We start from the raw sequence: 26,669 nt of genomic DNA on the forward strand, positions 1-26,669 counted from the left end.
TGACAAGCCATTCCCCATAACGAATGTTACGTCGTACCGAAGCCGGACGCAATCCGGCATCAGGCACCACGACCGAACCGGCGGGTGCAACAGGAGAGCGATGTGGCCGAGGCACTGATCATCGACGCCGTCCGTACCCCGCGCGGTATCGGCAAGACCGGCAAGGGCGCGCTCGCGCACATGCACCCCCAACATCTTGCCGCGACCGTCCTGAAGGCGATTGCCGAGCGAAACAAGCTGGATACCGCCGATGTCGACGACATCATCTGGTCGACCTCGACTCAGCGCGGCGAACAGAGCGGCGATCTCGGGCGGATGGCGGCGCTCGATGCGGGCTATGACGTCAAGGCGAGCGGGACGACGCTCGACCGGTTCTGCGGCGGCGGGATTACCGCCGTGAACTTCGCCGCGGCGCAGATCATGAGCGGGATGGAAGACCTCGTCATCGCCGGCGGCACCGAGATGATGTCGCTGACCACGACGATGATGCAGGACGACATGGCGGCGGGCAAGCGGCCGCTCGGCATCGGCTCGGGAAACGCACGGCTCGACGCGGCGCATCCGCAATCGAACCAGGGCATCTGCGCCGACGCGATCGCCAGCATCGAGGGGATCGACCGCGAAACGCTCGAAGCGCTCGGGCTTGAGAGCCAGCGTCGCGCGGCGGTTGCGATCGCCGAAGGGCGGTTCGATCGCAGCCTCGTCCCCGTCACCGACGATACCGGTGCGCTGGTGCTCGACAAGGACGAATACCCGCGGCCCGACACGACCGCCGAGGGCCTTGCCGCGCTACGCCCTTCGTTCGCCGGGATCGCCGACGTGCCGCTCGACGACAAGGGCACGACGTACCGCAAGCAGATCAACCGCCGCTATCCAGATATAGATATCGCGCACGTCCATCACGCCGGCAATTCGTCGGGCGTCGTCGACGGCGCCGCCGCCGTGCTGCTCGCGAGCGCCGACTATGCCGCCAAGCACGGGCTGAAACCCCGCGCGCGGATCGTCGCGATGGCGAACATGGGCGACGACCCGACGCTGATGCTCAACGCGCCCGTCCCTGCGGCGCGGAAGGTGCTCGCGAAGGCCGGGCTCACCGTCGACGACATCGACCTGTGGGAGATCAACGAGGCGTTCGCGGTGGTCGCGGAGAAGTTCATCCGCGACCTGAAGCTCGACCGCGACAAGGTGAACGTCAACGGCGGGTCGATCGCGCTCGGCCATCCGATCGGCGCGACCGGGGCGATCCTGATTGGCACGATATTGGACGAGCTCGAACGCCGTGACCTGAAGCGAGGGCTCGTGACGATGTGCGCGGGCGGCGGGATGGCGCCGGCGATCATCATCGAGCGCGTCTGATGCACCCCGTCGCGCATGCGCTGACGACGCCCGACACGCCCGCCTACATCATGGCGGCAACGGGCGAGACGGTGACGTATCGCGACCTCGACGAACGCGCGAATCGAGGTGCGCATCTGCTCCGCTCGCTCGGCTTGAAGCGCGGCGACGGCATCGCGGTGCTGATGGATAATTCGGCGCGCTATCTCGAGATAGTCTGGGCGGCCGAGCGGACCGGCGTCTATTGTACCTGCCTCTCCTCGAAACTCACGGCGGGCGAGGCAGAGTACATCATCCGCGATGGCGACTGCCGCGCGCTGATCGCTAGCAAGGGATGTGCAGGGGTGGCAGCGGCCGTGGTTCCGATGCTCGACGACGTGCGGCGCTATGTTGTCGACGGCCCAATCGACGGATACGCGTCCTACGAAGCGGCGCGCGACGCAATGCCCGCCACGCCGATCGCCGACCCTTCACCGGGCGGCATCCTGCTCTATTCGTCGGGCACCACCGGCAAGCCCAAGGGCGTCAAGCACGCGCTGTCGGACGAGCCGTTCGGCACCAACGTCTCGCCGCTCGTGATGCTCGGCAAGGGGCTGTACGGCTTCACCCCCGAGATGATCTATCTCTCGCCCGCGCCGCTCTATCACGCTGCACCCTTGCGCTGGTCGATGGCGGTGCACCAGGTCGGCGGCACCGTCGTCGTTATGGAGCATTTCGATCCCGAAACCGCGCTGGCCGCGATCGAGCGGTTCCACGTCACGCACGCGCAATGGGTGCCGACGCACTTCATCCGCCTGCTGAAGCTCCCGGCCGAGGTCCGCGCGCGCTACGACGTGTCGTCGTTGAAGGCAGTCTGGCACGCCGCGGCCCCCTGCCCGCTGCCGGTCAAGCAGGCGATGATCGACTGGTGGGGCCCTATCATCGGCGAATATTACGCCGGCACCGAGGGCAACGGGTTCTGCGCGATCTCCAGCGCGGAGTGGCTGACGCACCAAGGCTCGGTCGGCCGCAACCTGACCGCGCAGACGATGATCTGCGACGAGGAGGGCAACGCGCTGCCGCCGCGCGCAGAAGGCGACGTCTATTTCGCGGGCGGTGGGGCGTTCGAATATCACAACGACCCCGCCAAGACTGCCGAGGCCGCCAACGCGCATGGCTGGACGACGCTCGGCGATGTCGGCTGGCTCGACGAGGAGGGCTATCTCTACCTCACCGACCGCAAGAGCTTCATGATCATCTCGGGCGGCGTGAACATCTATCCCGCCGAAATCGAGAACCTCCTCGTCACGCACCCGAAGGTTGCCGACGTCGCGGTGATCGGCGCGCCGGACGACGAGATGGGCGAGCAGGTGGTGGCGATAGTCTGCCCCGCCGACCCATCCGAGGACCGCACGCAACTTGCCGCCGAACTGAGCGCCTTCGCGCGTGCGAACCTCAGCCATGTGAAAGCGCCGCGTCGGATCGACTTCCGCGAGACCTTGCCGCGGCACGAGACGGGCAAGCTCTACAAGCGTCTGCTCCGCGACGAATATTGGGCGAAGCCTAAGGAGTCCGCATGAACTTCGATTATTCCGACGACCAGAAATTCCTCAAGGACGAAGCGCACAAGTTCCTGGCCGCACACTGCGGCAGCGACCGCGTTCGCGCGGTGCTCGACGATCCCGCCAAAGCGTATGATGCGGACCTGTGGAAAGCGGTCGGCGCACAAGGCTGGCTCGGCGCGGCGATCCCCGAGGAGTTCGGCGGACTGGGGCTTGGCCATATCGAACTCTGCGCGATCGCCGAGGAACTCGGCCGCGCTTGCGCGCCAATCCCGTTCGCCTCGACCGTCTATTTCGTCGCCGAAGCGCTGATGCTGTACGGCAGTGATGCTCAAAAGGTCCGATGGCTGCCGAGGATCGCAGCGGGCGACCTCATAGGCGCGTTCGCTACCTCGGAAGGCGCCGGCCCCGTTACCGCGCGCTCGATCCGCACCTCAGTCTCCGCCGGCAATCTCACCGGCGAGAAGATCCCCGTCACCGACGGCGACGTCGCCGACCTGATCATCGTACTAGCGCGCGACGGCCTCTACCTCGCCGAGAAGGGCGCGAGCATCACCGCGGAAGTCCTGGAAACCCTCGACCCGACCCGGAGCGCGGCCCGCCTCACCTTCGCCGACGCGCCTTGCGAGAAACTTGGCACCGACGACGGTATCGCCGCGATGCAGGCGGTGTTCGACCGCGCCGCCGTGCTCCTCGCGTTCGAGCAACTCGGGGGCGCGGATCGCTGTCTTGAGATGGCGAAGGGCTACGCGCTCGATCGCTATGCGTTCGGCCGGCAAATCGGCGGCTACCAGGCGATCAAGCACAAGCTCGCCGACATGTATGTGAAGAACGAACTCGCGCGCTCGAACGCCTATTACGGCGCGTGGGCGCTGAACGCGGGCGCCGCCGAACTGCCACTCGCCGCCGCCACCGCGCGTGTTGCCGCTTCCGACGCCTATTGGTTCGCGTCGAAGGAGAACATCCAGACGCATGGCGGAATGGGCTTCACATGGGAGTCCGACTGCCACCTCTATTACCGCCGCTCGCGCCAGCTCGCGCTCGTCGCCGGCAGCCCCGCGGCATGGCGCGAACGCCTCGTCGGCCAACTCGAAATGCGCAACGCCGCCTGATCGGAGCAGCACATGGACTTCAAGGACAGCGACGCCGAAGCCACCTATCGCGCCGCCGCGCGCGACTGGCTCGACGCGAACATCGCCGAGCACGACGCGGGCCATTACCCGGACGACATGGCCAAGGCGAAGGCGTGGCAGGCGCGGAAAGCGGCCGCCGGCTACGCGTGCATAACCTGGCCGCAGGCATGGGGTGGCGGCGGCGGGACCCCGATCGAAAGCGTCATCTTCGGGCAGGAAGAGGCGCGCCACACCGTCGACGGTAGCTATTTCACGATCGGGCTCGGCATGTGCGTGCCGACCGTGATGGCCTATGCTGACGACGCCACCAAGCACCGCTTCGTCGGACCCGCGGTCCGCGGCGACGAGATATGGTCGCAGCTCTTCTCCGAACCCGCCGGCGGCTCCGATGTCGCGGCAATCCGTACGCGCGCAGTCCGCGACGGCGACGACTGGGTGATCAACGGCCAGAAGGTCTGGACCTCGGGCGCGCATTACAGCGACTATGGCATCGTCCTCGTCCGCACCAATCCCGACGTGCCGAAGCACCAGGGCCTGACGATGTTCTGGCTCGACCTGAAGGCACCGGGGATCGAAATCCGCCCGATCCACCAGATGTCCGGTGGGTCGAGCTTCAACGAAGTCTGGTTCGAGGACGTCCGGATCTCCGACGCGCAACGGCTCGGCCCCGCGGACGGCGGGTGGAAGGTCGCGCTGTTCACGCTGATGAACGAGCGTCTCGCGATCGGTACGAGCGGCGGCGTCGGCCCCGAGGACATCCTCGCCTTCGCCGCCCAGGCCAACGGCGCGGATGGCCCGCTGCTGAAGGACGCCGCGTTCCGCCAGACGCTTGCCGACTGGTGGGTGCAATCCGAAGGCCTGCGCAACACCCGGATGCGCACGATCACCGCGCTATCGAAAGGCCAGGTGCCCGGGCCCGAAAGCTCGATCGGCAAGATCGTCGCCGCCAACCAGTTGCAGGCGATCGGCAACACCGCGGTCGAGGCGGGCGATCAATACGGCATCATATCCGACCCCGCGCTGACCCCGCTGAAAGGCGCGTTCCACGCCGCGACGATGTGGGCGCCGGGTCTGCGCATCGCCGGCGGCACCGACGAGATCCTGAAGAACATCATCGCCGAACGCGTGCTCGGCCTCCCCGGCGAAATCCGCGTCGACAAGGACCAGGCGTTCCGGGACCTTCCGGTCGGCGCGTGAGAGCGGTACGCGTCTCGGCGCTGTCGGCGGACCTGTCGGGAGTAGCGCTCGACGACATTGCGGAGCCGATGCGGGCGCCGGGCCAGTTGCTCGTGCGCATGCGTGCGACTTCGCTCAACTATCCGGACTTGCTGATGACGCGCGGCGAGTATCAGCTGAAGCCGCCGCTCCCGTTCGTGCCGGGAATGGAAGTCGCGGGCGACGTGATCGAGGCCGATGCAGCTAGCGGTTTCGCTCCCGGTGACCGGGTGGTGTGCGGCACGCGGCTCGCCGCGTTCGCCGAGATCGTCGCGTGCGATGCCAGCGCCGCCCGCCTTATTCCCCCGCGCCTCGACTATGCGACGGCAGCCTCGATCGGCGTCGTCTACCTAACCGCCTATGTGGCGCTCGTCCGCCTGGGCGCACTTGCGACCGACGACTGGGTTTTGGTTCACGGTGCTACCGGCGGGGTCGGACTTGCCGCGGTCGATCTCGCGCAAGCCCTGGGTGCGCGCGTAATCGCCACGTCGCGCTCGCTGGAAAAGTTGCGGGTCGTCCCCGACACCTACACGGCCGTCGCCACCTTGCCCGCGCCCGGCTTTCGCGACGCGGTGCGCGACCTGACCGGCGGGGGCGCGGACATCGTTGTTGATCCCGTGGGCGGCGACGTGTTCGACGAGTCGACCCGCTGCATCGCATTCGGCGGACGCCTGATGGTCGTCGGGTTCGTCTCGGGCCGGATCGCGACGCTGCCGACCAACATCGCGTTGATCAAAGGCTTTTCCGTCATCGGCGTCCGCGCCGGCGAATATGCCCGCCGCTACCCGCGGCTCGGCACCGAGAACCTCGATGCGATATGGGCGATGGCGGGCGAAGGTCGCCTCCGCCCCCGCGTCCATGCCATACATGCCCTGGCCGAATGGCGGGACGCGTTTGCCGCCATGGCTGCCGCAACGCATGTCGGCAAGATCGTGCTCGTGCCCTGAAGGACCGCCAATGACCGATATGCAGACCATTCTCGCCGGCCAGCGTGATGCGTTCATGGCCGAGCTTCCCGTCACCAAGGCGGTGCGCCTCGACCGGCTCAAGCGCGCGGCGGCGATGGTTCGGGACAATGCTGCGGCGTTCTGCGACGCGGTGTCGGAGGATTTCGGGCATCGAAGCCGCGAGCAGACGATGATCACCGATATCGGCGCCTTGCTCGCGCCGATCGCGCATGCCGCGAAGCATCTCGATCGCTGGATGCGGCGGGAGCGGCGCGCGGTTCAATTTCCACTGGGGCTACTCGGCGCGAGGGCGTGGGTCGAATACCAGCCCAAGGGCGTCGTCGGCATCATCGCGCCGTGGAATTTCCCAGTGAACCTCCTGATGGCGCCGCTCGCAGGCGTGCTCGCCGCGGGCAACCGCGCGATGGCAAAGACCAGTGAGTATACGCCCGCGACTGCCGCGCTGTTCGACGACCTCGTGCCGAAGTATTTCGCGCAGGACGAATTCGCCGTCATCTCGGGCGGTGCGGATGTCGGGAAGACGTTCGCCGCGCTGCCGTTCGACCATCTGATCTTCACCGGCGCGACTGCGATCGGTCGCCACATCCTTCACGCCGCCGCCGATAACCTGACGCCCGTCACGCTCGAACTCGGCGGCAAGTCGCCCGTCATTCTCGGCGCATCGGCGGATATCGCGCGGGCGACCGAACGCGTGACGCTCGGCAAGATGATGAACGCGGGGCAGATTTGCCTCGCACCCGATTACCTGCTCGTGCCCTCCGCAAACGAGGCGCAGGTCGTCGACGGCATCAAGGCGGCGGCGAGCGCGATGTATCCGACGCTGCTCGCCAATACCGACTATACGTCGGTCGTGAATGATCGCCACCACCAGCGCCTCACCGAGTGGATCGCCGACGCCCGCGTGAAGGGCGCGACCGTCGAGGTCGTGAACCCCGCCAACGAGGATTTCGGCGCCGCCAATTCGCGGAAGATGCCGCTGCACATCGTCCGCGACGCGAGCGACGACATGATCGTTATGCAGGAGGAAATCTTCGGCCCGGTCCTGCCGATCCGCCGCTACGACGGGATCGACGACGCGATTGCGCAGGTGAACCGCCGCGACCGTCCGCTCGCGCTCTATTATTTCGGCACCGACGACGGCGAGCGCCGCCGCGTCATGGACCGGACGATCTCTGGCGGCGTGACGCTCGACGACGTGATCTTCCACGTCTCGATGGAGGACCTGCCCTTCGGCGGCAGCGGACCGTCGGGGATGGGTGCGTATCATGGCATCGACGGCTTCCGGACGTTCAGCCATGCGCGGGCTGTCTACAAGCAATCGAAGCTCGATGTGGCCAAGCTTGCTGGGCTCAAGCCGCCTTATGGTGCGGCGGCGGCGAAGACGATCGCGCGGATGATGCGGGGGTGATGGCCTTCGTTACTGGCACACCTGCCCTCACCCTTCCCACGGCAAAGTAGCCGCGGGCCCCTTCTCTCTCCCGTTGGGCGAGGCATTCGGGTCACTACCGTAACAATATCGCCGACCGTCTTGAATTCGTCTTCGATCTGTCGCCGACGCGTCACGTCGATCGGCAAAGGGCCGCTGAGCGCCGTCGCGCTTCAGGGGACATCATGCAGACCATATCGTCGCTTTTCGCCGGTGTCGCACTCGCGGCGCTCGCCACGCCTGCCGCGTTTGCCCAGGCCGCACCGGAAACCCCGGTAGTTGCGCCGGCAGAAGTCCAAGCCGATCCGGCACCTGAGACGTCGTCCGACATCGTCGTGCTCGGCTTCGGCCAGAGCCGCCAGGTGCAGAGCGTCAGCGCAGTCGACCTCGCGCGCCTTACTCCCGGGTCGAGCCCGTTGAAGGCGATCGAGAAGCTTCCCGGCGTCAACTTCCAAGCGTCCGACCCGTTCGGCGCGTATGAATGGGCGGTCCGGATTTCGCTGCGCGGGTTCAACCAGAACCAGCTCGGCTTCACGCTTGACGGCGTACCGCTTGGCGACATGAGCTACGGCAACGTCAACGGCCTGCACATCAGCCGCGCGATCATCTCCGAGAACGTCGCGCGCACCGAAGTCGCGCAGGGCGCCGGCGCGCTCGGCACCGCATCGACCAGCAATCTCGGCGGCACGATCCAGTTCTTCAGCGACAAACCGCGCGACACCGCCAACGTCACCGGCGGCGGGACCTATGGTTCGGACAACACGTACCGCGGCTATGCGCGTATCGACAGCGGCGATCTCGGCGGCGGGCTGAAGGGCTATCTGAGCTATGGCTACCTCACCACTGACAAGTGGAAGGGCGACGGCGTCCAGCGCCAGCATCAGGCGAACGGCAAGATCGTCAAGGATCTCGGTGCGTTCGGCAGCCTGTCCGCGTTCGTGAACTTCTCCGATCGTCGCGAGCAGGATTACCAGGATCTGAGCTACGACATCATTCGTCGTCGCGGCCTGCGTAACGACAACATCGCCGACAACTACCCGCTCGCGCTACAGATCGCGAAGACCTACCAGAACCAGGGTGCGCTTGCGACGTATACGAAGGCGAACAACGGTTCGTCGGTCGGCTTCGTCGCGCCGTGGACTGGCGTCGGCACAACCTTCCCGACCGGGTTCGGCACAGTCGACGATGCCTATTTCGATGCAGGCGGCGTCCGGCGCGATTACCTCGGCGGCGTCACGCTCGACGCTAACCTGACGCCCGAGCTGACTATGACCACGACCGGTTACTATCACGACAACAAGGGTCAGGGGTCGTGGATCACTCCCTATTCCCCTACCCTGGCCGGCGCGCTGAACCAGGACGGCAGCGCGATTACCGCGCCCAGCCCGCTCGGCTTCCGGACGACCGAATACAGCATCAAGCGCGGCGGTGCGCTCAGCAACATCGCCTATGAGACCGGCGCGAACACCTTCGAGGTGGGCGGCTGGCTCGAGACCAACACCTTCACGCAGGCGCGGCGCTTCTACGGCATGACCGACAGCGCGGAGCCCAACCGCGACGTGCTGAAGTTCCAGAAGAATTCCTACGCGACGCAGTGGGACGGCAAATACGGCACCGATACGATGCAGTATCATGTCGAGGACACGCTGAAGCTCATCAACGACCGCCTGATCGTCAACGCCGGGTGGAAGGGCGCCTATGTCGTCAACAGCGCGACGATGCTGCCCGATACGAGCTCGCCGCTCTCGGTCGGCCGTATCTCGGCCAGGGACTGGTTCCAGCCGCAGGCCGGCATCCTGTTCAAGCTGACCCCGGCGGCGGAAGTCTTTGCGGACTATACCGAGAACATGCGCGCGTTCGTGTCGTCGGCGACCACCGGGCCGTTCGCGGCGACGCAGGCGGGGTTCAACGCGGTTCGCGGGCGCCTCAAGCCCGAGCGTTCGAAGACCGCGGAGGGCGGCGTGCGTCTCCACAGCGGACCGTTCCAGGCCTCGGCAGTGGGCTATTATGTCGACTTCTCGAACCGCCTGCTCGCCTTTGCCAACGGCGTCGGCATCCTTGGCAACGCCCCGACGCTCAACAACGCCGGCAGCGTGCGCACGTACGGCGCGGAAGTCTCCGCCAATTACCGCGTGTTCCGCCCGCTCTCGCTGTTCGCCAGCTATTCCTACACCAACGCGGAATATCAGGACACGGTCACCGACGCGTCCGGTTCGGTCCAGGTCCGCAAGGGCGACACCGTCGTTGATACGCCCAAGCACATGGTCAAGGGCGAGATCGTGCTCGAACAATCGGGCTTCACCGGCCGGGTCGGCGCGGATTACATGAGCAAGCGCTACTTCACCTACCTCAACGACCAGTCGGTGCCGAGCCGCGTGCTGGTCGACGCGAGCATCGGCTACCGCTTCGAGGGCGATGGCGCGCTGCACGGCGTCGCGATCGAAGGCAACGTCACCAACCTGACCAACAAGAAGTATATTTCGACGATCGGGTCGAACGGCTTTACGGCCAGCGGCGACAACCAAACGTTGCTGGCCGGCGCACCGCGGCAGTTCTTCGTGTCGTTGAAGAAGGGCTTCTAAAGTCCGAAAGGATATCGGACCGGGCGAGGTTCGCCCGGTCCGATCTTACTCGACCGCGCGCAGCTTCGGGCGGCCCGGTGGCGACTGGCGGAGCAGTTCGTCGACCCGCGCGGCGAGATCGGTCTGGCGGAACGGCTTCGACAAACGGGTGACGCCCTCGGGCACGTCCTCGCCCGCCGCGGCATAGCCGGTCACCAGCAAAGCCGGGATGCGGTTGCCTGACGACCAGAGTTCGGTGATGAGTTGTCCTCCGGTCATGCCCGGCATGAGATAATCACTGACGAGTATGTCCGCATCGACGCCGGATCGGATTGCCGACAACGCCTGGCTGGCGGAGGGAACCTCGACCACGACATAGCCGATGTCGCGCAGCATGTCGGCGGTCGCCGCGCGCACCAGATCCTCGTCGTCGACAAGCAACACCTTCGCCGCACGCCGCGCGATGACCGGCTCGGCGGTGTTCTCGACCGCCTCGGTCGCCGCTTCCTCGGTTGCCGGCAGCCACAGCTCGACGGTGGTGCCGGACCCGGGTTCGCTCGTCAGGCGGAGCGTGCCGCCCGATTGCGCGGCTAGGCCGTGGACCATCGACAGTCCCAGCCCGGTCCCCTTGCCGACACCCTTGGTAGAGAAGAACGGTTCGGTCGCGCGGGCGAGCGTGGCGCGGTCCATGCCGACGCCGGTATCGATCGCAGCGATCCGGACGTAGCGATCCGGGGCAAGACCGACCATGTTGCGATCGTCGACGACGACCTCACTGACGGTCAGCGTCAGTTTGCCACCGCCGGGCATGGCGTCGCGCGCGTTGATCGCCAGATTGAGCAATGCGAGTTCGAGCTGGTTGGGATCGACGCGCGCCGATGACAAATGCCGCGGAATCTCAAGCGTCACTGCGATCGACGGCCCGAGCGAGCGCCGCATCAGGTCGACCAACCCGTCGATAAGCGCGCCGATATCGACGGCCCGCGGTTGCAAGGCCTGCCGCCGCGCGAACGCCAGCAACCGCTGCGTCAACGTTGCGGCCCGCTCCGCCGCCTGCAACGCGCCGCCGATCATCCGCTGCGTACGCTCGTCATCCTTGTGCCGCCGCCGCAGCAGGTCGAGGCTGCCGACGATCGGCGTCAGGAGATTGTTGAAGTCATGCGCGACACCACCGGTCAGCTGGCCGATGGCATCCATCTTCTGCGCCTGCGCGAGTTGCGCGTCGGCTTCCTTTCGATCGGTGACGTCGGAGACCACGCCGGTCATCCGCGCCGCCTTGCCCGCATCGTCATACTGGACGCGCCCCTTGGCGACCAGCCATCGCGAAGCGCCGTCGGCCGCATCGATGCGGTACTCGACGTCGATAACGCCGGTTCGGGTCGCCTCGGTCATCGCGCGCGTGACGATACCGCGTTGCTTCACGTCGATATGGCTCAGGAAGGTTTCCATGGTCCAGTCGGGCCGGCCGTCCGGATAGCCATAGATCGCGTCGTGCCGCAGCGTCCGGCGAGACTCACCCGTCGTCAGGTCGATGTCCCAGCTGCCCATACCCGCAGCCTCGAGCGCGATCTCCAGGCTCTCACGCGCGGTGCGCAACTCGCTGGTCCGGTCGAGCACGGCGCGTTCGAGCGTCACTGCGACGTCGCGCAACTCATATTGCCGCCGCCGCGCCGTCAGCGCCGACCGGATCGCACCCAGCATCGCCTCGGCATGCAGCGGGCGCTCCAGCAGCAGGACATTGCCGAGATCGGTAAGCCGCTGCGTCGCGCGCGCCGTACGCGGCGTCCGCGTTCCGTTGGCCAGCACGACGAACTGGATATCTGCCCAATTGGGTTGCGCGGCGACCCATTCCGCCAGCGGAGCGACTTCCTCGGTCGCGAGTGCTTCCTCCGTCAGCATCACCGCGCCCGCGCCCTTGGCGAGTTCGGCGATCAGGTCCATCTGGTCGCGACACACGTAGGCGACGATGTCATTCCGCCCGAGCAGGTCCGACGCGATTGCCGCATCGCGCCCGCGGGGCGCCAGGATCAGGACGCGATCGTCCATGTCAGACGCGCGAGTCCTGCATCCCCATCCGACTGGCCATCAACGTCTTTCCTTCGCCCGAGAATGTCGGAACACCCGTCAGCACGCCCTGGAATTCGCGAAGGGGCTCGCCGACCAGCAATCCGTTGCTACCGATCTGAAACTCCCGGATCGTGCGTTCGTGCCGTGCGGTGCGCGTCTTGATAACCGAAATCGCCTGCCGCACCTCGCCATGTGCCTCGAAATAGCGGAGCTGGACGATCGTATCGGACAGATAGCTGAGGTCGACATCAGAGCGAACGTCGCCGGTGATCCCGTGCAGGCCAAGGATAAGCAGGCTGACGATCCCCTTCTGGCCGAGATACGTCAGCATCTCGTGCATCTGCAGGATCAGGAACTGTTCGTTCGGCATTGCCTGAAGATAGGCATTGAGGCTGTCGATCACGACGATCTTCGCCTTGTGCTGCTCGACCGCGGCCCGCACCGCACCTGAGAACTCGCCCGGCGACATTTCGGCGGGATCGATCGCCCGCAACTCAAGCTGCCCGTTCTCGACGAACGGCATCAGGTCCATGCCGAGCGACGCGCTGCGCTTGAGCAACGTCGGCAACCGCTCATCGAACAGGAAATACGCCGCGCGCTCGCCCCGCTCCAGCGCTGCGATCACCGACTGGACCGACGCGGTCGTCTTGCCGACGCCGGCAGGCCCCGTCAGCAACGTCGCGGTGCCAGGAATCAGGCCACCACCCAGCAACGTGTCAAGTTCGGTCGAGCCGGTCGAAACGGCCTCGTCCGAATATTTCATGACGTGCTCGGACGCGACGAGGCGCGGGTAGACGCACAGCCCACCGCGCTCGATCTCGAAGTCGTGATAGCCGCCGCGATACCGAACGCCGCGCATCTTGACGACGTGCAGGCGTCGACGTTGCGCGCCAAACCCTGACAAGGTCTGTTCGAGCGAAATCACGCCGTGCGCGATGCTGTGCAACTGGAGATCGCTGCCCGAGCCGCTCTTGTCGTCGAGGAACAGCACGGTGCAGGCGCGCGTCGAGAAGAAGTGCTTGAGCGCGAGGATCTGGCGGCGATAGCGGATCGGGCTCTGCGCGAGCAGGCGCAGTTCGGACAGGCTGTCGATCACCACGCGCTTGGGGCGAAGCTCGTCGACCTTTGCCATCACGTCGCGGATCGTCTCGCCGAGTTCGACCTCGCTTGGATGCAGCAACGTCTGTTCGTGGTCTTCGCCAAGGCCGTCGGCCGGCACCATCTCGAACAGCGTCAGCGGGTCCAGCGACCAGCCATGCGTCTGCGCCACCGCGCGAAGCTCGACTTCGGTCTCGGCCAGCGTGATATACAGACCTGCCTCGCCCACCGATGCGCCGGCGAGCAGGAAGCCGAGCCCGAGCGTCGTCTTGCCCGTGCCGGGCGTACCCTCGACAAGGTACATCCGGTCCGGTGTCAGCCCCCCATTGAGAATGTCGTCGAGCCCATCGATACCGGTCCGTGCGAGCGCCGGTAGTTGTCCGTTCAGTGCCAAGTGGCAGTCCTTCCTGTGATCGTACCGCGCGTGGTGCGACCATATGTGCCGACCCTAGGTTATAACCGGCGTATCGCATAGTCTTGCGGTCGTGACAGTCCGGGGATCTTAATGTCGCTCAAGCACTCGTTTCCGCCGATTTTCGATTCTGAAGCGCGGGTTCTGGTTCTGGGCAGCCTGCCGGGCGACCGGTCGCTTGCCGCGCAGCGCTATTATGCGCATCCGCAGAACCAGTTCTGGCAGCTGATGTCGCGGGTCGTCGGCTGCGATCTCGTTACGCTCGACTATGAGGATCGGCTGGCGGCGTTGCGGGCGAGCGGCGTGGCGCTGTGGGACGTGATCGGGTCGGCGCGGCGAATTGGAAGCAGCGACGCGGCGATCCTCGACGCCGAAGGCAACGACATCGTCGCGCTCATCGGCCAACTACCGAAGCTTCGCGCGCTCGCCTTCAACGGCGGTACCGCGCTCAAGCAGGGCCTGAAGCTGCTCGGACCGAACTTTGCTGGACCGACTATCGTCGCGCTTCCCTCCAGCAGCCCGCTGCATACGATTGGCGTCGCGGCAAAGCAGCCTGCCTGGAACCAGCTCGCCGCGTTCCTGCTCGACCGGACGTGATTGCGCGCCTACGCCTGTGTCCATGACCCAGCTCTATGACCTCACCGTCCCCGCGTTTCGCCGCGGTTTCGCCAGTCTTTCGGCGATCCTGAAATCGGGCGAAGCCTATGCACAGGAGCACGGCATTGCCGAGGCGGACATGCTCGGCACGCGCCTGATCGACGACATGGCGCCACTCACCGCGCAGGTCCAGCGGGCGAGCGATACGGCCAAGGGCGCGATGGTCCGGCTCGGCGGCGTTCCGACGATCGCAATGGCCGACGACGAGACGAGTTTCACAGCGCTTCAACGGCGGATTGCTGCAACGGTTGCGTTCATGGATGGCGTGCCGCGCGAGGCGATCGACGGCAAGGAGAATGCTCTCGTCACGGTCGTCACGCCCAGCCGGACGTTCGACTTTACGGGACAGAGCTATGTGCTCGGGTTCGTGCTGCCCAATTTCTATTTCCACATCACGACCGCCTACGCGCTGTTGCGGATGCGCGGCGTGCCGATCGGCAAGATGGACTATCTCGGCCGGTAGCAGCCCGCATCGACGTCGATAACCGCCTGTAGCGAGGCGGATAAATGATACTGGCGGAGAACTCCGCGCTGCGGCAAGGGCGAGCGATGTCGATCGAAACGCTCATCGCCCAATACGGCCTCGCCGCGATATTCTTGGGCGCGGGGCTCGAAGGCGAAACCGCGGTCGTGACCGGCGGCGTGCTGGCGCACCAGCATTTGCTACCGCTCTGGGGCAGCGCCGCTGCGGCCGTCGCGGGATCGTTCGCCGCGGACCAGCTCTTCTTCCTTGCCGGGCGACGCTACCGCGACACCGCCCGCGTCCGCAAGATCGCCGCCAAGCCGGCCTTCGCCAAGGCACTCGACACGCTGGAACGCCATCCGACCGTCTTCATCCTCGGCTTCCGCTTTCTCTACGGCCTGCGCACCATCAGCCCCATAGCTATCGGCACGTCGCACGTCCCGGCGCGCACGTTCATGATGCTCAATGCGATCTCCGCGGCTGTCTGGGGCGTGATGTTCACCGGCATCGGCTATCTGTTCGGCGACACGCTGCTCGACGCGGTCCACAGCATCATGCCGAGGCACAAGCTGGCCGGCGTTGCGATCCTCGCCGTCGTCGTTGCGGTGGTGATGACCGCGATCCGCTATTGGCGCGGACGTCGATCCAACGCGGTACCGAAGACTAGCTGACTAATAGCGAATACTCGAGAATACGGCCCCTGGCAGATGCCGGCAGGCCGCGAACTCTTCCAGAGCTCGCGCTCAAAAATGGTGGCCCAGCAGAAGGGCTCCACTGGACCACTAGGTTCCGTCTAGGGAGCTTCACTTCGCCTTGACGTTGCCCCGTTGTAATACCCACTTATCAAATAGTAATAGAGTTATTCACCACCCTCGGTGAGTAGAGTATAAATTGCGCCGAAATGCATCGACTCTAAAACGTACTTCGATAGCTCAAAAATACAAAAGACGACGACTTCCCCAGAACGGAAAGTACGTCGCCTTTCTAGTCTTCGAACAGATGGTTCGATTACCGAACCAAACTATCTGTTACAATTTCAAGTTATTGATCAGAGCGCGTTGCCGCTCGAATTCGAATCGACCGAGTTCTCGAGGTCCGTCGAGTTGCTCGTCTCGATACCATCGACAGCGGAAAGATTCGCATCGGACTCTTCGACGACCGTGTTCGACTGAATGTCGGTAACGTTCTCGGTCGCTGCGGGCTTCGTGCAAGCGGCAAGGCCAAGCGCCAGGACTGCAATCATTGGCACGATCGTGATCTTCTTCATCGAATGGTCTCCGTGATGACTAGTGCAGAATTACGACCGCAGTGCGCGAAATCGATCCTGGAACCGAAAGCTACCCAGCGATGCGGTCGAACGCAATACCCTATCGTATGACTATGATTTAATCACCAGCTCAGGCCGGCGCGTGCGTAGACGTAGCGGCCGTTGAACCCGAACGGCGAGTAATAGGGATAGCCGATCACCCCGGTCGGGTTGTTCGCGATGCTCGTCGCGTCCGGATAGACGTCGAACAGGTTGCTGACGCCGAGCCCGATCTGCGCGCCCTTCTTCGCCTGGTAGCGGAGTTCGAGATCGGTGATCAGGTGCTTGCCGCTATGCACGTCGCCGGCCGCCGTCGTGCCGGGTTGAGTCACGTCGCCATAATAGGTGACGCGGGCCAGTGCGCCGAGTTGGTCGAGCGACCAATCGATCGACCCGGTCACCTTCTCGCCCGGCGTACCGTTCTCGAGCGACTCGATGCGGTTGCGAGCGAACAGCGTCGGTGCGGGGTTAAGCGTCGAGGTCGATGTCGGCACGCGGGTGACGTTCACGTCGTTGACGTTGCCGGCGATCGTCAGGTCGAACGTCCCGGCAGCATCGGTCAACAGCCGGTAATGCGCGACCGCGTCGATGCCCTTTGTGGTCGAGGCGATGCCGTTGACGAAGAACCGCGCTGCCGTTGCCCCTGATCCTGCGAGCAAGTTGAGGATCTGCGCATTGACCGCGGCGGATTGGGTCGACGACGTGGTGATGTTCTCCGAAAGACCGATCTGATTGCGGATGCGGATGTGGTACGCATCGACGGTCAGGTCGAACCCGCCGAAGCGAATGACGGTACCGACCGAAAAATTGGTCGACTTCTCAGGCTCGAGCGGAAGGCCTCCGAGCCTAGCCGCAATGGGGCTTACCGAAGGGTAGGTTCCGGTCTGAACTGGGTTTCCGTTTTGAATGACGGTTGCGACCGAGGTGAAATACTGCTGCTGGAGCGCCGGCGCGCGGAAGCCGGTCGATGCCGTTCCACGGAGCGCAAACCAGCGTGCGAAGTCATAGCGCGCGGAGACCTTACCGGTGCCGGTCGAGCCGAAATCAGAATAATCCTCACCGCGTCCGGCGAGCCCAAGCAGCAACTTGTCCGTCACCTGCGCTTCGACATCGAGATAGACGCTGCCATTGCGACGGCTCCGCTCGATCGCGTTGTCCGGGGAGAATCCACCAAAGCCCTGCGCGCCTGGGGGTGCGGTCGGCAGTGCGCCGGTCACCGTCCGATCGGTGGGATAGCCATAGGATGCGAGTTCGCCGGACTGGATCTTGAACCCCTCGCGGCGCCCTTCGAGCCCGAACGCGACGTTGACGCCCTGCAACACGTCGAACTTGCGATCGACATCAAGCCCGACGATGTACTGGTCGTAGATCAGCGCGCCGTCGGAGAAGTCGCGCGGCGTGGTGCGGCCGTAGGCATAGTTCGCGGAGTCCAGCGTCCGGAACCCGATCTTGTTGCGGCCATAGCTCGCGTTCAGGTCGACGTTCCAGTCGGCGACCACGCCCTTGATGCCGATGGCCGAGTTGATGTCGCGCGACTTGGTATTGATCAGCGGCAGGAACCCATCGGACAGCCCTGCCAGCTCCAGTCGCGCGACTGCTACCGGGTCCGACTGCAACGGCAATCGCGGGAAGGCCGCGCTGCGCGTGTCGCGGTCCTGATAGCCGAGCCAGCCGTACAGCTTCCACGTGCCGGTCAGCGTCGTGCCGGCGTTGGCGAAGATGCTGTATTGCTCGACCTTGGGATCGCCGAAGAGGCCGGTCACACGACCCGGCGTCCCGGGGATTTTGACCAGCGCGCGCGTGTCGAAGTCGGCGCGGTTGGTCGCCTGGCGATCCAGATACTCACCCGAGACGGTTAGAAAGCCGTCCTCGCCAAAGCCGATGCCCTGCCAGCCGGACACGGTCAGCGCATGCTCGCCGTTCGTGCTGCGGCTGCCGCGCGCGGTGTCGATATCGGTGTTGTAGAAGCCGTAATTGACGGTCATGCCACCGCCCGACCGGGCCTCGCGCAGTCGCAGGTTGACGACGCCGGCGATCGCATCAGAGCCATATTGTGCGGACGCGCCGTCACGCAGCACCTCGATGCGATCGAGCGCAACCGTCGGGATCGTGTTCAGGTCGACTGCAGCCGAGCCGCGCCCCACCGACCCGCCGACGTTGAGCAGCGCCGCGGTATGGCCGCGCACGCCGTTGACCAGCACCAGCGTCTGGTCGGGCGACAGGCCGCGCAACGTCGCCGGGCGGATCGCGTCGGTGCCGTCGACCGCCGACGGACGCGGGAAATCGATCGAGGGGGCGATCGCCGACAGCGCCGCGCCCAGTTCGGTCGTCCCCTGGCGCTGGATCGCGGCCGAACTCAGCACGTCGACCGGCGACGCGCTGTCGAGCCGCGACCGACCAACCGCGCGGGTGCCCGTGACGATGATATCGTCTCCCGTGTCGGGCGCCGCAGCGGGGTCTGCGGCAGGCGCCGTCGCCGTTTGCGCGGGCACTTCCTGCGCATGGGCTACCTGCGCGCTGGCAAAGGCAAGGGTCGAGGCGGCGAGCGTCAACGCGGTACGATAAGCAGTCATGATAGTGTCCCTGTTAGTGGATCGCTCTGCGACGATCTCCGTGCGAACCGAACGAGCGGTCGCAGTCATCGGTCCCGATAGGTCCCAAGCGACTGGCCGATAAGTGAAAAGAATGCGCGGCTGGATGCGCTGGCTGCAACGTCCCATTCGGGATGCCATTGTACCGCCAGCACGTCGCCGCCGCACGGACGCGCCGAGAACGCCTCGACCAGCCCGTCCGAAACCGCATGCGCTTCGACGCTGAGCCCCTCCCCCAGCCGATCGATACCCTGCCGGTGAACCGACGTGACCGAGATGCTGGGCTCGGCGATCGCAGCTGCGAGCATCCCGCCCGATCGCAGTCTCACGTCGTGGACATGGTCGAACAACGTCTCGTAGGCGGTCACATCGTCGGTCGATCGGTGATGGCCATCGTCCAGTGCGTCGGTCAGCGTACCGCCGAACAGCACGTTCAGCTCCTGCAACCCGCGGCAGATACCGAACACCGGCCGCCCCGCCTCGATCATTCGCCCGGCGAGTTCGAGCGCCACCGCATCACGGTCCAGATCGAGCGCATCGTCGGCCGCGTCGGACTTGCCGTAGCGGGCACCCGCGACGTTCGACCGCGATCCGGTCAGCAACAGGCCGTCGAGCCGCGATGCCAACGCCCGCGTGTCCATCGCATCCGCCACGGCCGGCACCAGCAGGACGGTGGCGCCGGCATAGCGCACCAGCGGCTCGACGAAGCGGGTGGCCACCGCCTGGATCGGACGGTCAACGACCTCGTTGCAGCAGAGCACGCCAATCACCGGCTTGGGCGGCCCATCCTCCCGACGACAGCAGGCAAAGCGCATCATGCGGCGCGTCCTCGCAGCGTCTCGTGCAGCTGGTCCGCGGCATCGCCCGCCAGGATTACGGCGGTCGGCTGCGCGACGACGCTACCCGCGGGCACGTCCTCCAGCAGCCAGACATTGCCGCCGATCGTCGCGCCGCGCCCGATCGTCACGCGGCCGAGGATCGTAGCGCCGGCATAGATCACCACGTCGTCCTCGACGATCGGATGCCGCGCCAGTCGTTCGCGCGCCGACACGTCGGTGACCCCGAGCGGACTGCGCGCGCCGAGCGTGACGTGCTGGTAGATCTGTACCCGGTCGCCGATGATCGCGGTCTCGCCGATCACGACGCCGGTGCCGTGATCGATGAAGAAGCTGCGGCCGATCGTCGCGCCCGGGTGGATGTCGATACCGGTGCGGTTGTTGGCAAGTTCGGAGATGATCCGTGCGACGATCGGCGCGCCCAGGCCGTAGAGCGCGTGCGCGATCCGGTGATACAGGATCGCGACGATGCCGGGGTAGCAGATCAGGATCTCGTCCGCGCTGCGGGCCGCCGGATCGCCGAGGAATGCCGCGCGGACATCGTCGTCGACCAGTTCGCGGATCGGCCCCAGTTCCGCGCAGAACAGGCCGATGATCATGCTCGCGTGGCTGACGTCGAACGACAGCACCGCCTCTTCCTGCCAATAGGCGAATTCACGTTCGACCTGCCGTTGCAGCCGTTCCAGCGCCTGTCGCAGCCGCGTCTCGACGAACGCATCCTCACGCTCGACCGGACCTGCGAACATGCCGAGCCGCCCGGGAAACAGCGCCGCGACGAGATCGTCGAGCGCGCGACCGGTCTCGTCCAGCGACGGAAAACGCGCGACGCTATGTCGGCCGTCCTGCTCCTGCCGCCAGGCGCGACGCGCGCTGCGCAGTTCATCGATCGTCGCGGCGAGGTCGATCGGGTCGGATGCTGATGACACGGCGTTGTCCTTCATGTCAGCGGAGCGTGGGATAGCCGGCCCGGACGGCCTCGGCTTCCAGCGTCGATATCGTCGCCAGCGCGTCTGGCTCGGCGGGTATGATCCCGGCGAGGAACAGCGTCTCGCGTACCGCCGCCAGATCGGGATCGGCAGCGACATGATCGAGCGCAATCTGCAACGCCGTCACCGTCTCGGCGTCGGTCCCGGCCGCGGTCACAAAGGGCAGGCTCGGCGATGCAGGGCTGGGCGCGACGATCTTCAGGCCCGCCACCAACGTCGGCTCGAACCGCGCGATCGCCGCATAGGTCACGCGGTCGATCGCCGCGAGATCCGCCTTGCCCGTTCCGACCGCGACGATGCTGGCTCGATGCGCGCCGGTTTCGACCACCTCGGCAAAGAACGGCCCCTGCCCCGCAAACGGCGCTACCGTCGCGCGGAACAGGTTCATGCCGGTGTTCGACTGGCGGTCGTTGATGGCCGCGCGGCTACTGCGAAACGCCGCGACCGAACCGCGGGGATCGTCCGCTCTCGCCACGATCAAGCTGCCACTTTCTTCGCCAACGTAGATCGGGAACGCGATCACTTGCAGATCCAGCGTCGGATCGGCGATCAACGGATAGCCACAGGCCTGACCGAACAGCAGCGCCGGATCGCGCCAGATCGCATGGACGTCGCGCGTTCGATCGAGCCGATCGGGCACCTCCGCGACACCGCGTTCGCGCAGGACAGCGGCGATCGCCGACCACAGCCGATCGTTCGCATCATGCTGCGCCGGGTGATCGTACATCCCGAGCGAGGCGATCCGGCCCGTCAAGACACGGGCTCGCGGTGGAGGGGATGGACCATGTCGTCATGCGCGCTGAAGGCGAACCGCCGGACGATCTCGCCATATCCCCGATAGATCGGTGCCCCCGCGTCGGCGAACCGGGCTCGGTTATGGCGGTGGTACGCCGGCAGGTCGTACCAGGCGAGCGACGGCCGCTCGTGATGTGCGGCGTGCAGATTGTTGTTGAGATACAGCAGCCCGAGCAGCCCGCCATGCTCAACGCTGGCGGCGCGACCGGGGCTTGCGAGATCGGCGCGGTGCTCTGCGTAGGAGCGAACCATGGTCAGCGACATGCCCGGATAGACGAAGCAGAGCACGTAACGGCCGACGCCGAGACCGACATGATCGAGCCACCAGAGCACCAGCACGACCGCGACGAGGTGTGGCGCCCAGTCGCGCACCACGCGCGCCGGTTCGCGCACCAGTCGGCGGGACTCTTGCAGGAAGAAGCGGCCGACCGAGATCGCAGGTCCGAAGACCATTTGACCGAGAAGCGTCGATTGAAGCCGGCCGAGGACTGCGGCGAAACCACGCGCCTGCACGCGGTAGCGGGACTCGGGGTCATGTCGCGGGTCGGTGATGACCTCCGCGCGGTGATGCGCGACATGGCTGCGGCGATAGAGGCGATAGGGCAGCCACAACGACAGCGGTGCAAACCCGATCGCGTCGTTGATCCACCGGATCCGCGTGGGATGTCCGTGAATGACCTCGTGCTGCAGCGACCCCTGCCAGGCGAGCAGCCACCCGCCGATCAGCACCAGCAACGGCGTCGGAATGACCGCATGCCATGCCGTAGCGACCATCCATCCGCCGTACACGACACCTGCCAGAAGGACGGTCGGCCATCCTACCGTCGAACTCGAAGCCTCTCGCTGCATTCCCATCTCCGTCAGAGGAGACGAATATCCCCCTAGCGGATGGGAATTGACAGTCGATTGAACTTTGCGGTGGAAAAACTTTGATTGTCAGGCGCTAGCCCGAGCGATCGGCGACCGGTTTCCGATCCTATTCGAACGGAGGATCGTTTTAGGCAATCTCTTCCAGCGGCAGGTCGGGCCGAGCAGCCTGTGCACGAAACCGCTTAACGGTCGCTTGGGTGAACGGCTTGGCAAACACCGTCGACACGGTCACGAAATCGGCGGTCGCCTGCTCGGGCGTGAGCGTCAGCAGCGTGAAGCCCTTGCCGTCCTGATCGCAGAACCGGACCTCACCCTTGTTCGCGTCTGCGATCAACGCACCGATCCCCGGCAACAACGAACCGTAGGACGGACTGGTGATCGCGGTGCAGCCGAATTCGACCGCGACCAGCTTGCCCGCGTCGTCGTGCAGATCGTTCGCCCAGGCGGCATGACTGTCGCCCGACAGCACGATCGGCCGCGACTTCGCACTCCGGAACGCCGCGTACAGACGCTCGCGGGCGGGCGGATAGCCGTCCCAACTGTCGAGGCCGAACGGCATGCCGGCACGGTACGAAGCGATGCCTGCCGCCAGTCGCTCGCGCCACATCGCCGGAAGCTTCGCCATCGTCTCGCCGAATTTCACCGGTCCGAGTTGCCGCTCCATGTCGGGCCCCGCGACCTTCGCCATCACGATCTGGTTGCCCAGCACCTGCCACGGTTTCCCCGCCGACACGGACATCGCCATCGTCTTCTCGACCCAGGCAAGCTGCGCCGGCCCGAGCAGTTCGCGGTCGGGCCGCGCGCGTTCCGCCAGCATCGGCGCGTATTCTGCGGGTGTGATCGCCTCGCCCTTCGACACGACCTGATGACTGCGCGCCAGCAGCCGCGTCTCGACCATCACCAGCGTCGCGAGATCGCCGAAATCGAAGCTGCGGTTGATCGCCGCCCAAGGCTGGCCGGGCTTGGGATCGCGGATCGGCATCCATTCGAAATACGCCTGCATCGCGGCGGCCTTGCGCGCGTCCCAGTCGCCCTCCGTCTTGGGATCGTGGTTTTCGGCACCGTGCATCCAGTCGTCATTGGCGACCTCGTGATCGTCCCACACGCAGATGAACGCGGCGCGTGCGTGCGCGGCCTGCATGTCGACGTCGCGCTTCACCTGCGCGTGGCGCATCCGGTAGTCGGCGAGGCTGACGATCTCGTGCCGCGGTTCGACCAGCCGGCCGATCTTCTTGGCGATATCCGCGCCGTACCCGTCGACGCCGTATTCGTAGATATAGTCGCCGAGGTGAAGCACGGCGTCGAGCCGGTCGAGCTTGGCGATCGCGTCATACGCGTTGAACAGCCCGCCTGCGTAGAGCTGGCACGAGACGACGGCCATCACGACATCGGCGACCTTGCCCTTCGGCAGCGTCCGGAGCCGGCCGACCGGCGATCGCGTGCCGTCCGCGGCGTCGAACCAGTAGCGATATTCGCGACCCGGCTGGAGCCCGGTCGCCTCGACCTTGGCGGTGAAGTCACGCGCTGCGCGGGCCTTGACGCTGCCCGAGCGGATCGGCTTGCCGCCGTCGGTCTCCGCGACGTGCCAGGTCAGCGCGATGTCGCCGGCCAGCGTCGCATCGACCGGTGTCGCCCGTGTCCAGAGAATGGCGCCGTCGACCGAAGGATCACCACTCGCCACCCCGTGATCGAAGCGCGCTTTCGCCGTGCCTGCTGCCTGTGCTGCTACGGCGGGGAGCGCGAGCGTCGCACCTGAGCCCGCAAGTTTCAGGGCATTCTTAAGCGCATCGCGGCGGTTGATCGTCATCGTCTCAGGCTTTCATAACGGGTGTTGCCCGCCTGCTAGCCACGATCGAAGACACCCCGGCGGCAACGATGTGACAGCGCCGTTACGGAATAGTCATTTTGCTTTCATGAAGACGCCATCGAAACGTCACCTCGTCCCCGTAGTGCGACGGCAACGACACGGGGGACTTAATGACACGTATCTTCACGCGGCTCGCAGTTGCGACGCTCGCCACGACCTGCTCGACCATGGCGCTCGCACAAGCCGGCACGCCAGCCACTGCCCAAGCCGAAACCGAGGCCGCAACGTCGGACGACGAGATCGTCGTCACCGCGCAGAAGCGCGAACAGCGGATCGAAGACGTCCCCATTACCGTCACCGCGCTGACCGGCGCTCGCATGGCGTCGATCGGCGTCAACTCGCTGAGCGAAGTCGCCGCCTATATTCCCGGCCTCCAGATCCAGGAGCAGAGCGCCAACAACCCGGGCTTCGTGATCCGCGGCATCACGTCGGACAACGGCTCGTCGCAGCAGGGGGCGCGCGTCACGCTCTATTACAACGGCATCGACATCAGCCGTTCGCGCGGCGCGTATCAGGACCTGTTCGACCTCTCGCGGATCGAAGTCGTGAAGGGCCCGCAGGCGACCCTGTTCGGCACCGCGGCTGCGGTCGGCGCGATCAGCCTCGTCTCGGCCAAGCCGGAGCCCGGCGTATCGGGCGCGATCAACGGCACGTACGGTAATTTCGACCGCACCCAGGTGTCTGGCTTCCTGAATGCCGGCAACGATGTGCTCGCCGGCCGCATCGCCTTCGCCTACAAATATCGCAAGGGGTATGTCCGCAACATCGCTGGCGACGCGAACGTGCCGAACCAGAACCAGGGCGGCGTCGACCAGGACGATCTGAACGGCCAGGACCAGCGCGGCATCCGCGGTTCGCTCCGCTATCGCCCGAGCGACAGCATCACCGCCGACCTCGTCCTGACCTATGACGGTCAGCGCAACCCCGGCACCGCGTTCAAAAGCCGCGCGCATGCCCCGACCGGCGGCCAGACCGGCGACTATGGCTACGCGGAACTTTCGGGCTCGCCGTACAGCGCGACCGCACTCGGCGCGCGCAAGCTCGGTCTCGACCGCAATGTCTATGACGCGAACCTGACGATCACCGCGGAGTTGTCGCCGGGGATCACCTTCACCACCGTCAACGGCTACCGCAAGTTCGACGCGCTCGAAGTGTTCGACGCCGATGGTGGCCCCGCTGCGTATCTCGAGTTCGCCGAAGACGCGAAGGGCGACCAGTGGAGCCATGAGAGCCGCTTCGCCTTCGAAGGGCCCAAATACCGCGCCTCGGTCGGCTGGAACGCATTCTTCGAGAACGGCTTCCAGCGCGTCCCGTTCGCGACCGAAGAGGGTACGTATCTCGCCTGCTCGGTCACGCCCGCCTACGCCCCGATCCGCGCGGCACTGAACGGCGCGGGAATCCCGACCGGGACCGGATGCGTCGCACCGAACGGTACGGTTCCCGCGACGCGCGCAACCGCAGCACTTACGGGTGGTCGTGCAACGGCAATACCTTACGCTGCGGAGTTCACGAACTACGGCAACAACGACACCTACTCGGTGTTCGCCGACGCGACGTACATTCCAATACCTGCGCTCGAACTGACCGCGGGCGCGCGCATCCTGATCGAGGATCGCCAGTCGGGCTATTCGTCGGTCCAGCCGAACTCAGTGATCCTGGCAGCGCTCGGTATCCAGTCGAGCCTGCTCGGCACGGCCAACACCAACGGCAACAAGTTCGTCGCGGAGAAGAGCTTCACCGCGATCCTGCCGCGCTTCAACGCGCTGCTGAAGCTCAACGACGCGGTCAATCTCTATGCGACGATCAGCAAGGGGCGCCGTTCGCCGGTGGTCCAACTCGCCGCGCAGCGCACCGCGTTCGGCGTCGGCCCCAACCTGCAGGTCGTCCCGCAGGAGAACGTCTGGAACTACGAAGGCGGCATCAAGGGGCGCGTCGGTCCGTTCAGCGGCGCGGCATCGGTCTTCTACCAGACCTATGACGGCTTCCAGGTGTCGGTGACGAACAACGGCGTGACGACGACACAGAGCGCCGGATCGGCCAAGAACCTCGGCGTCGAGCTCGAAGGCAATCTCAAGCTCGCATCGTATCTCTCGGTATTCGGAACGTTTGCGTACATCGACGGCGGCATCGGCGACGAAGCGGCGAACGGCGTATTCGCCGGCAACCGCTTCCGCCTTCAGCCAGACACGACCGCGTCGGGCGGCGTGATCCTCCGCCTGCCGGTCGGCGGGGCGACAATCTACGCCACGCCGAGCGTCACCTACCGCACCAAGGCGTTTTTCGAGCTGCCGAACAACCCGGCGATCAGCACGCCGGGCTACACGCTGGTCAACGCCCGCGCCGGGATCGAGTTCGCACAGGGTCGCTACAGCGTCGGCGGCTTCGTCCGGAACGCGACCAACAAGCGCTACCTGATCGACGCGGGCAACACTGGCGGCGGCTTCGGCATCCCGACCTACATCTCCGGCGAGCCGCGCTTCTACGGCGTCGAACTGGGCGCGAAATTCTGATTTCCACGCATCGTTACACACCACGCAACCAT

Annotated in this window: 20 protein-coding genes; 11 read left to right on the forward strand and 9 right to left on the reverse strand. The window is 65.7% G+C overall.

Annotation, left to right across the window (positions count from 1 at the left end):
- Positions 1–102: 102 nt before the first annotated feature.
- From ASE82_RS03490 to ASE82_RS03520, 7 genes are all read left to right on the forward strand, one after another.
- Positions 103–1,356: an acetyl-CoA C-acetyltransferase gene (locus ASE82_RS03490; protein ID WP_056058877.1), complete on the forward strand. Its 1,254-nt coding sequence runs from the start codon at positions 103–105 to the stop codon at positions 1,354–1,356.
- On the forward strand, positions 1,356–2,894 hold the full coding sequence (locus ASE82_RS03495; protein WP_056059612.1) for an acyl-CoA synthetase: 1,539 nt from the start codon (positions 1,356–1,358) through the stop codon (positions 2,892–2,894). The genes ASE82_RS03490 and ASE82_RS03495 overlap by 1 nt, the downstream gene beginning before the upstream one ends.
- The gene (locus ASE82_RS03500) at positions 2,891–3,988 is read left to right on the forward strand and encodes an acyl-CoA dehydrogenase family protein (RefSeq protein WP_056058880.1); all 1,098 of its coding nucleotides are present in this window, start codon (positions 2,891–2,893) and stop codon (positions 3,986–3,988) included. Before ASE82_RS03495 ends, ASE82_RS03500 begins: the two co-directional genes overlap by 4 nt.
- A gap of 12 nt (positions 3,989–4,000) precedes the next feature.
- Positions 4,001–5,206 carry an acyl-CoA dehydrogenase family protein gene (locus tag ASE82_RS03505; RefSeq protein WP_056058883.1) on the forward strand — a complete coding sequence of 402 codons (1,206 nt, stop codon included), beginning with the start codon at positions 4,001–4,003 and terminating at the stop codon, positions 5,204–5,206.
- Positions 5,203–6,171 carry an NADPH:quinone oxidoreductase family protein gene (locus tag ASE82_RS03510; protein WP_056058885.1) on the forward strand — a complete coding sequence of 323 codons (969 nt, stop codon included), beginning with the start codon at positions 5,203–5,205 and terminating at the stop codon, positions 6,169–6,171. Before ASE82_RS03505 ends, ASE82_RS03510 begins: the two co-directional genes overlap by 4 nt.
- A 19-nt stretch (positions 6,172–6,190) precedes the next feature.
- Positions 6,191–7,600: a coniferyl aldehyde dehydrogenase gene (locus ASE82_RS03515; protein ID WP_443025068.1), complete on the forward strand. Its 1,410-nt coding sequence runs from the start codon at positions 6,191–6,193 to the stop codon at positions 7,598–7,600.
- 203 nt (positions 7,601–7,803) lie between these two features.
- On the forward strand, positions 7,804–10,200 hold the full coding sequence (locus tag ASE82_RS03520; RefSeq protein ID WP_056058891.1) for a TonB-dependent receptor domain-containing protein: 2,397 nt from the start codon (positions 7,804–7,806) through the stop codon (positions 10,198–10,200).
- Positions 10,201–10,245: 45 nt separating this feature from the next.
- Here ASE82_RS03520 and ASE82_RS03525 read toward each other — a convergent pair whose 3' ends face one another.
- Both ASE82_RS03525 and ASE82_RS03530 read right to left on the reverse strand, forming a co-directional pair.
- On the reverse strand, positions 10,246–12,225 hold the full coding sequence (locus ASE82_RS03525; protein ID WP_056058894.1) for a PAS domain-containing hybrid sensor histidine kinase/response regulator: 1,980 nt from the start codon (positions 12,223–12,225) through the stop codon (positions 10,246–10,248).
- Position 12,226: 1 nt separating this feature from the next.
- Positions 12,227–13,738, reverse strand: a complete 1,512-nt coding sequence (locus ASE82_RS03530; protein WP_056058899.1) for an ATPase domain-containing protein — start codon at positions 13,736–13,738, stop codon at positions 12,227–12,229.
- Between the two features lie 111 nt (positions 13,739–13,849).
- Here ASE82_RS03530 and ASE82_RS03535 point away from each other — a divergent pair, with 111 nt between their 5' ends.
- The 3 genes from ASE82_RS03535 to ASE82_RS03545 all read left to right on the forward strand — a co-directional run bounded on the left by ASE82_RS03535 (position 13,850) and on the right by ASE82_RS03545 (position 15,547).
- Positions 13,850–14,353 (forward strand): DNA-deoxyinosine glycosylase, encoded by a 504-nt coding sequence (locus ASE82_RS03535; protein WP_056058902.1) that lies wholly within the window; start codon positions 13,850–13,852, stop codon positions 14,351–14,353.
- Positions 14,354–14,375: 22 nt separating this feature from the next.
- Positions 14,376–14,876 (forward strand): DUF1993 domain-containing protein, encoded by a 501-nt coding sequence (locus tag ASE82_RS03540; protein WP_056058905.1) that lies wholly within the window; start codon positions 14,376–14,378, stop codon positions 14,874–14,876.
- A gap of 86 nt (positions 14,877–14,962) precedes the next feature.
- A complete protein-coding gene (locus tag ASE82_RS03545) occupies positions 14,963–15,547 on the forward strand; it encodes a DedA family protein (protein ID WP_056058908.1) in 585 nt (194 codons plus the stop codon).
- Positions 15,548–15,924: 377 nt separating this feature from the next.
- Here the strand turns inward: ASE82_RS03545 and ASE82_RS03550 are convergent, their stop codons facing one another.
- The 7 genes from ASE82_RS03550 to ASE82_RS03580 all read right to left on the reverse strand — a co-directional run bounded on the left by ASE82_RS03550 (position 15,925) and on the right by ASE82_RS03580 (position 24,067).
- Positions 15,925–16,143, reverse strand: coding sequence for a hypothetical protein (locus ASE82_RS03550; protein WP_056058912.1), 219 nt, complete (start codon positions 16,141–16,143; stop codon positions 15,925–15,927).
- A gap of 122 nt (positions 16,144–16,265) precedes the next feature.
- A complete protein-coding gene (locus ASE82_RS03555) occupies positions 16,266–18,755 on the reverse strand; it encodes a TonB-dependent receptor plug domain-containing protein (protein ID WP_056058915.1) in 2,490 nt (829 codons plus the stop codon).
- A 65-nt stretch (positions 18,756–18,820) separates the two neighbouring features.
- A complete protein-coding gene (locus ASE82_RS03560; RefSeq protein ID WP_200910640.1) occupies positions 18,821–19,591 on the reverse strand; it encodes a gamma-glutamyl-gamma-aminobutyrate hydrolase family protein in 771 nt (256 codons plus the stop codon).
- Entirely contained in the window at positions 19,588–20,550 is a 963-nt protein-coding gene (gene epsC, locus ASE82_RS03565) for a serine O-acetyltransferase EpsC (protein ID WP_056058918.1), read from the reverse strand. Before epsC ends, ASE82_RS03560 begins: the two co-directional genes overlap by 4 nt.
- 1 nt (position 20,551) lies before the next feature.
- A complete protein-coding gene (locus ASE82_RS03570) occupies positions 20,552–21,349 on the reverse strand; it encodes a phosphate/phosphite/phosphonate ABC transporter substrate-binding protein (protein WP_156348734.1) in 798 nt (265 codons plus the stop codon).
- The gene (locus tag ASE82_RS03575) at positions 21,346–22,239 is read right to left on the reverse strand and encodes a fatty acid desaturase (RefSeq protein WP_056058920.1); all 894 of its coding nucleotides are present in this window, start codon (positions 22,237–22,239) and stop codon (positions 21,346–21,348) included. Before ASE82_RS03575 ends, ASE82_RS03570 begins: the two co-directional genes overlap by 4 nt.
- Positions 22,240–22,387: 148 nt before the next feature.
- Positions 22,388–24,067 (reverse strand): alkaline phosphatase D family protein, encoded by a 1,680-nt coding sequence (locus tag ASE82_RS03580; RefSeq protein ID WP_056058924.1) that lies wholly within the window; start codon positions 24,065–24,067, stop codon positions 22,388–22,390.
- A gap of 170 nt (positions 24,068–24,237) precedes the next feature.
- Here ASE82_RS03580 and ASE82_RS03585 point away from each other — a divergent pair, with 170 nt between their 5' ends.
- Complete coding sequence (locus tag ASE82_RS03585) at positions 24,238–26,637, forward strand: TonB-dependent receptor (RefSeq protein WP_056058926.1); 2,400 nt, start codon at positions 24,238–24,240, stop codon at positions 26,635–26,637.
- Positions 26,638–26,669 lie beyond the last annotated feature (32 nt).

Origin of the sequence: Sphingomonas sp. Leaf230 (genome assembly GCF_001421745.1) — a bacterium.
Taxonomy (GTDB): domain Bacteria; phylum Pseudomonadota; class Alphaproteobacteria; order Sphingomonadales; family Sphingomonadaceae; genus Sphingomonas.

What these genes read in the sequence shown, in the direction of transcription:
- ASE82_RS03575 (WP_056058920.1), bottom strand. Translation starts at nt 22,239, where the DNA reads ATGCAGCGAGAGGCTTCGAGTTCGACGGTAGGATGGCCGACCGTCCTT.
- ASE82_RS03545 (WP_056058908.1), top strand. Translation starts at nt 14,963, where the DNA reads ATGTCGATCGAAACGCTCATCGCCCAATACGGCCTCGCCGCGATATTC.
- epsC (WP_056058918.1), bottom strand. Translation starts at nt 20,550, where the DNA reads ATGAAGGACAACGCCGTGTCATCAGCATCCGACCCGATCGACCTCGCC.
- ASE82_RS03585 (WP_056058926.1), top strand. Translation starts at nt 24,238, where the DNA reads ATGACACGTATCTTCACGCGGCTCGCAGTTGCGACGCTCGCCACGACC.
- ASE82_RS03555 (WP_056058915.1), bottom strand. Translation starts at nt 18,755, where the DNA reads ATGACTGCTTATCGTACCGCGTTGACGCTCGCCGCCTCGACCCTTGCC.
- ASE82_RS03560 (WP_200910640.1), bottom strand. Translation starts at nt 19,591, where the DNA reads ATGATGCGCTTTGCCTGCTGTCGTCGGGAGGATGGGCCGCCCAAGCCG.
- ASE82_RS03540 (WP_056058905.1), top strand. Translation starts at nt 14,376, where the DNA reads ATGACCCAGCTCTATGACCTCACCGTCCCCGCGTTTCGCCGCGGTTTC.
- ASE82_RS03515 (WP_443025068.1), top strand. Translation starts at nt 6,191, where the DNA reads ATGCAGACCATTCTCGCCGGCCAGCGTGATGCGTTCATGGCCGAGCTT.
- ASE82_RS03520 (WP_056058891.1), top strand. Translation starts at nt 7,804, where the DNA reads ATGCAGACCATATCGTCGCTTTTCGCCGGTGTCGCACTCGCGGCGCTC.
- ASE82_RS03495 (WP_056059612.1), top strand. Translation starts at nt 1,356, where the DNA reads ATGCACCCCGTCGCGCATGCGCTGACGACGCCCGACACGCCCGCCTAC.
- ASE82_RS03525 (WP_056058894.1), bottom strand. Translation starts at nt 12,225, where the DNA reads ATGGACGATCGCGTCCTGATCCTGGCGCCCCGCGGGCGCGATGCGGCA.
- ASE82_RS03550 (WP_056058912.1), bottom strand. Translation starts at nt 16,143, where the DNA reads ATGAAGAAGATCACGATCGTGCCAATGATTGCAGTCCTGGCGCTTGGC.
- ASE82_RS03580 (WP_056058924.1), bottom strand. Translation starts at nt 24,067, where the DNA reads ATGACGATCAACCGCCGCGATGCGCTTAAGAATGCCCTGAAACTTGCG.
- ASE82_RS03500 (WP_056058880.1), top strand. Translation starts at nt 2,891, where the DNA reads ATGAACTTCGATTATTCCGACGACCAGAAATTCCTCAAGGACGAAGCG.
- ASE82_RS03505 (WP_056058883.1), top strand. Translation starts at nt 4,001, where the DNA reads ATGGACTTCAAGGACAGCGACGCCGAAGCCACCTATCGCGCCGCCGCG.
- ASE82_RS03535 (WP_056058902.1), top strand. Translation starts at nt 13,850, where the DNA reads ATGTCGCTCAAGCACTCGTTTCCGCCGATTTTCGATTCTGAAGCGCGG.